Consider the following 1576-nt stretch of genomic DNA (forward strand, 5'->3'; position numbering starts at 1 on the left):
CAAGAAATTATTGGTGGAGCTGAAATGATTAGGTGTCTGCTAAAAACGAAAAGGGGGGCAGGTCTACTTTTTCTAATCTAATTTAAAGAAGAATGGCAGAAAAAGGGGACAGATCTATTTTCCCTACTCTAATTCCAGCTCCTGGCGGCGAAGGGATCTAGCTGTCATGTAGGTAGGCCGAGATTAGAGTAGGGGAAATAAATCTGTCCCCTTTTTTGTTTAGGGTTGAATTGATGAAAGCTTATCAAGGTTGTATTTCTAAAGATTCGTTGAATCTATTTGCTTCAGATATTGGCGTTGGAGAGTTTTTTTCATATGTAGGGAACTTGGTTTCATTGGAACAGGCGATTTCTGTTCTGGGTTTGCTTTCTCCCGATTTTGTTGAGGTTGATGGTCATGTTTTTTGGCTGCCTAATGCACAGCAATACGATTCGCAAAAAAAATGTTTAAAGGGGCTGGTCGAGACTGAAGCTGGTGCGTTGGAGCAAAGCACATCGCGTAAAGATGTTGAGCGGTACAGAAACATTTTCTCAATAAATCAGTTCTTTTCAAAGTGGGAGGATTCGCCGAATCGACCCGTATTTAAGGTTGGGCTGTCGGAGGAGGATTATCGTCTTTGTCATTTATTTGCCGAGCAGATCGCTAGGTATTGGAAGCGCGCGTTGTCAGACTGCTTTCCAGAGAAGGTTTTCCAGTTTGAGATCGCTGATGATCTTCTCGATGAGTATGGGGTTTGCCTGACATTCTGGCAGCTGTAGTTGTAATCAACTGGCCAAATGAGGAGGAACGGTTCGACGAGTTTGTCGAATTTGTTCTAACCACCTTGAGGGCTAGGAAGCCTGAGCGTGAGGAAGCCGAAAAGCGGAAAAGGGGACAGATTTATTTTTCCTACTCTAATTCCGGCTCCTGGCAGCGAAGGGGGCTAGCTGTCATGTAGGTGGGCCGAGATTAGAGTAGGGGAAATAAATCTGTCTCCTTTTTGCATATCCCATTTTTGCAGTGGTGTACTTAAGGATGTGGATCTAATCACTGGGAGGGAATACTAACGGAAAAGGGGACAGATTTATTTTTCCTACTCTAATTCCAGCTCCTGGCAGCGAAGGGATCTAGCTGTCATGTAGGTAGGCCGAGATTAGGGTGGGGGAAATAAATCTGTCCCCTTTTTTCGCATGCATCCAGATATGCAAAAGGCCTTGCAACAGGCTGGCATGGCCGATCGCAAAGTCAACATTCTTGTTGGAGAAAAGCAATGATGAGCTATCAGGACTCCCAGCGCATGAGTAAGCAAGCTGCTGAGGAAGCCTTTGCCTCGACTGAGGTTAAGTGTATTTGCGAGGCATTGGTGTCCATTGCCTTTTATGAGTCAGATTGGAAGTGGGTGCAGCGGGGGAAAAGGGGACAGCTTTATTTTCCCTACTCTAATTCCAGATCCTGGCAGCGAAGGGGTCTAGCTGTCATGTAGGTAGGCCGAGATTAGAGGGAAAAAGGGACAGATCTATTTTTCCTACTCTAATTTCGGCCCTTGTGGGGTCGAGGAAATCGAGCAGTCATGTCATTCTCCTGATTCATCAGTCGT

General features: G+C 45.5%; 1 protein-coding gene. It reads left to right on the forward strand.

The annotated features are described in order from the left end of the window. The first annotated feature begins 233 nt into the window (after positions 1-233). Positions 234-758 carry a hypothetical protein gene (locus tag CC207_RS21690; protein WP_069017272.1) on the forward strand — a complete coding sequence of 175 codons (525 nt, stop codon included), beginning with the start codon at positions 234-236 and terminating at the stop codon, positions 756-758. Positions 759-1576: the final 818 nt, after the last annotated feature.

The sequence above is a fragment of the Pseudomonas sp. DrBHI1 genome (assembly GCF_002205115.1).
Taxonomy (GTDB): Bacteria; Pseudomonadota; Gammaproteobacteria; order Pseudomonadales; family Pseudomonadaceae; genus Aquipseudomonas; species Aquipseudomonas mosselii.